Origin of the sequence: Streptomyces sp. UW30 (genome assembly GCF_008042075.1) — a bacterium.
Taxonomy (GTDB): domain Bacteria; phylum Actinomycetota; class Actinomycetes; order Streptomycetales; family Streptomycetaceae; genus Streptomyces.
In genome coordinates this window covers 4,550-8,099 of sequence record NZ_RDBN01000051.1, presented here as the reverse complement: position 1 = coordinate 8,099, position 3,550 = coordinate 4,550, and the positions used below count along the sequence as shown (strand labels likewise).

Sequence of the window (3,550 nt, the reverse complement as noted above, 5' to 3'; positions counted from 1 at the left end):
GGCGCGGTGACCTTGCTCATTCTGTGGTGGGCCCGCTGTCAGAGTGCGGTGTCTCAGAGTGTCAGTGGCGGGTCTCCCACCACAGAATGAGCAAGGTCACCGCGCCACTGCCCAGCTTGTAGGCGAACCCCTCCAGGAAGCTGCCAGAGGCGTTTCGCCCCTGCCGCGCGATCCATTTCCGCAGGTGACGGAGGGTTTCCGTGCGTCGCCTGTCCCGGCGGAACAGGTGCCTGAGCTGGCGTTTCGCGTTACTCTCCTCCATACGGAGTTCCTCTCGTGGATAGATGTGCTGGAACGCCGCGCAGGGAGCCCTCCCAACTCAGTGGCCTAGGAAACCCGTTGGGAAGCAGGGCTCCCTCTGCGCGTGCGGTGCAAAAAAAAATCCCCCTGGTCACACCGGATAGGCGCGGGGGGAGCTTCCCGGCGTCTATGAGTCGCTCCGACGGAGGATGCGGAGCGCGCTGCGAGTATGTCACGGAGAGATGTGGCGCACAGCCGATGTCTCCTGATTTGGCGGCGGACTTTTTGAGCGGCCGGGCATCATGCGTGACCCCCTTCCGGGGTCCGGCTGCCGGGGGTCAACATGGCTGGCTTCGTTCACTTCAAGCAGCAGCGTTTGTCTGTCGGTTTGGGTGGCGATGGGTGGTCGGTGGGGCCGTGGATGTTCACGAGAAGTGGCGTCAGATCCCGTCCTTGAACCCGCAGGGCGAAGCAGTGCGGGTTGTGGCTCGTTGGAGGGGATGTGGGAGAAGAAGGACGTGTCTGGGCAGGTGGTTGGATCGCCTGCGAGTCTTGATCGCTACCGAGCCGGCTGATTGGCTGGCCTGCATGACTGAGGTAGGACCCGTCGCCTGGCCACCTGCCCCGATCAGGACCGAGAGGCTCGTGCTCCGTGAGCCCGAGGCCCGCGACCGTGCGGCGGTCATCGAGTTGTTCACCTCGCCCGAGGTGGGCACTTACATTGGTGGCCCTCGACAGCGTGACGAGTTCGAGCGTGCGGTGCCCGAGGCGCCCAAGCGGCGCCCTGGCCTCTTCGTGGTCGATCTTGACGGGGCGATGATCGGAATCGTCACTTTCGACCGGCGCGACCCAGAGCATCCGGTCCACGTCCGTCCCGGGGCCTCGGAGGTTGAGCTCGGCTACATGTTCCTGCCGCACATGTGGGGCCACGGGTATGCCGCGGAGGCGTGCGCGGCGGCACTCGACTGGTGCGCCGGAGCGCTGCCCGGCGAGCCGGTAGTGCTCACCACCCAGACCGCTAACGAACGCTCGATGCGCCTCGCGGCGAAGCTGGGGTTCACCGAGGTGCAACAGTATGAGGATTGGGGCGCCGAGCAGTGGTTCGGCATGTGGTCCCCGGTCGCGCTGTCCGACTGAGGTCGTGCTCGGCAGTGTCCGCACTCATCGCGATGAAGCGAGGTGAGCGCGCACCGTCCGCCAGGCAACGGTGTACTTGCGATCCAACTCCCGCATCGTCACGCCGGCCCGGTGGTCCCGCCGGATCGCCGCGTACAGCTCAACCTTCGACATCTGTGGCATGACCAGGGCCTTTCACCGGGAACACCCCCGATGCCGTCCTAGCAAGCCCCTCACTGCCTTCAAAACTCGTGAACATCACCCGACCGTGGAAACGGGCGCCTCCCAAACCCGTGTACAACCGCCGTCACGACTCGTGAATCAAGCCAACATGGCGCTTACTGAACATCCGAACCCGCGGATACGCGAGCGAGCCCGGATCAACAGGTCCGGGTGTGACTGAGCGTTTGATTTGGCAGGTTGAGCGCCAGTGCCTGCCATCATCGGAGGTACTACGGTCGGTAGACCGTCGTCCGCTCGAGGGAGAGCCGTGCACCACATTGAGGGTGCTTGGTCCGGGGATGACGTTGCCCCAGTAGGAGGTACCGTCCCAACGGCCCGGACGGCCCGGACGGCCACGCTACGCACGGCTGCGAAGCCTGCCCCCGCTAGCGCCTGTCTCCTTGATGATTCGATCCACTGKTCGGCGCCCCTGAATGCTTGCGGCATCGTGCGTGGAAGCCTCTCCACATGGACACATTCGCGGACCGACTCAACGGCGGGTGGAAGTGGTGGGAGGCCGCCATCGAAGAAGCGCAGGAGGGGCGCTGGGTCCGTGACGCCGTGGAACGGCAAGTGATCGAGGACATCGGCGCCGCCACAAACCCTCTTCATGGTGGGCGGATGGCCCCGTTCACCGAGGAATCGTGGCACGTACGCATCGGGAGGATCGCGAACTGGGCCGGGGTGCTGCGGCTCGCGGCCCGGTCAGGCGGCTGGGTGCTCCAACCGGTCGCGGGGCGCAACCCGCCGCACCCTGCCGGCATGACCGAGTTGCTGTCTGGCATCTACGCGGTCGGCGAGCAGGGAGAAATCTGGATGCAGCAGCTCATGAAGGGCGACCTGCCACCAGAAGACGAGGTCGCGAAGGCTGAGGGGTTCCTCACCGGGCCGGGGTCCATAGAGGACCTTGAGCTCTTCTTCTACGACTGAAAGGCCGTCTCTTCATCGTCACCGCCGTGCCSAGATGAGAATGCCGGCAAGGTGGAGTGCGGCCCGGTAGGCGATGGCGAGCCTTTCCGTTCGCATAGCCAGGCCGCGCCACTGCTTCAGCCGGTTGATGCATCTCTCGACAGCATTGCGCTGCTTGTAGGCCTCGGCGTCGAAGCCGGGCGGGCGTCCTCCTGCGGGGCCTCGCCGTTGACGGTGTCCGATCTGATCGGCGGGCTGCGGAATGACGGCACGGATCCCGCGCCGCCTGAGATGCCCACGGATCGCACGTGATGAGTAGGCGCGATCCGCGAGAACGGCCGCTGGCCGGGTTCTCGGCCTTCCGAGTCCGCTTCGCGGAACCCGGATTTGCCATGACCGCCTCGCAGGCCAGCGCATCACCGGCCTGGCCCGTGGTGATGCGAAGGGCCAGGGGCCGGGCCTGGCTGTCGCTCGCGAGACGAACCTTCGTGCTCAGACCACCGCGGGAGCGCCCGAGCGCGTGGTTGTCGGGTTCGGACCGGCCTGGCGCCCCCTTTTCCGGCTCCGGCAGCGTGCTGGTGGGCCCGGCAGACGGTTGAGTCCACCGAGACCGTCCAGCCCACCTCGTCGCCGGCATCCGCTGCGGACAGGACAGCCGCGAAGATCCGTTCCCAGGTGCCGTCAACGGCCCATCTGATCAGGCGTTTATGGGCGGTCTGGAACGACCCGAGTTCATTGGGCAGGTCCCGCCAGGGTGAACACGTACGGTACTTCCACGCGATGGCCTCAAGCGTGCGGCGGTGGTTGGCCCACCGCCGTCCACGGACCGGATTGGCCAGCATTAACGGCTCGATCCGATCCCACATCGCAGCAGTGATCACTAATCGGACAGGCATATCCGATCAACTGACCAAAGCGTCAAAGAGACACGCTCTAGTTGTGATGTCTCGGCAGGTTGGTTCCACAGCCATACCGTGCCGTCGCCTGCGGTTGCAGCCAGGCCGGTGCCGTCGCTGGTGAAGGCGAGGGCGAAGACATAGCCATCGGGACCGGTCAGTGGTTT

At 65.6% G+C, this 3,550-nt stretch carries 4 protein-coding genes and 1 pseudogene; 2 read left to right on the top strand and 3 right to left on the bottom strand.

Annotation, left to right across the window (positions count from 1 at the left end):
• Nucleotides 1-61: 61 nt before the first annotated feature.
• The gene (locus EAO75_RS33975; protein WP_147999016.1) at nucleotides 62-262 is read right to left on the bottom strand and encodes a hypothetical protein; all 201 of its coding nucleotides are present in this window, start codon (nucleotides 260-262) and stop codon (nucleotides 62-64) included.
• A gap of 566 nt (nucleotides 263-828) precedes the next feature.
• Here EAO75_RS33975 and EAO75_RS33970 point away from each other — a divergent pair.
• Nucleotides 829-1,377 (top strand): GNAT family N-acetyltransferase, encoded by a 549-nt coding sequence (locus EAO75_RS33970; RefSeq protein WP_147999020.1) that lies wholly within the window; start codon nucleotides 829-831, stop codon nucleotides 1,375-1,377.
• 669 nt (nucleotides 1,378-2,046) lie between these two features.
• Nucleotides 2,047-2,508, top strand: a complete 462-nt coding sequence (locus tag EAO75_RS33965; RefSeq protein WP_147999015.1) for a hypothetical protein — start codon at nucleotides 2,047-2,049, stop codon at nucleotides 2,506-2,508.
• A gap of 18 nt (nucleotides 2,509-2,526) precedes the next feature.
• Here the strand turns inward: EAO75_RS33965 and EAO75_RS33960 are convergent.
• Together EAO75_RS33960 and EAO75_RS46765 are read right to left on the bottom strand one after the other, a co-directional pair.
• A pseudogene (locus tag EAO75_RS33960) lies at nucleotides 2,527-3,383 on the bottom strand (IS5 family transposase).
• Nucleotides 3,368-3,550: hypothetical protein (locus EAO75_RS46765; protein WP_222724011.1), on the bottom strand; the 183-nt coding region annotated here is incomplete at its 5' end. The pseudogene EAO75_RS33960 and the gene EAO75_RS46765, both read right to left, overlap by 16 nt.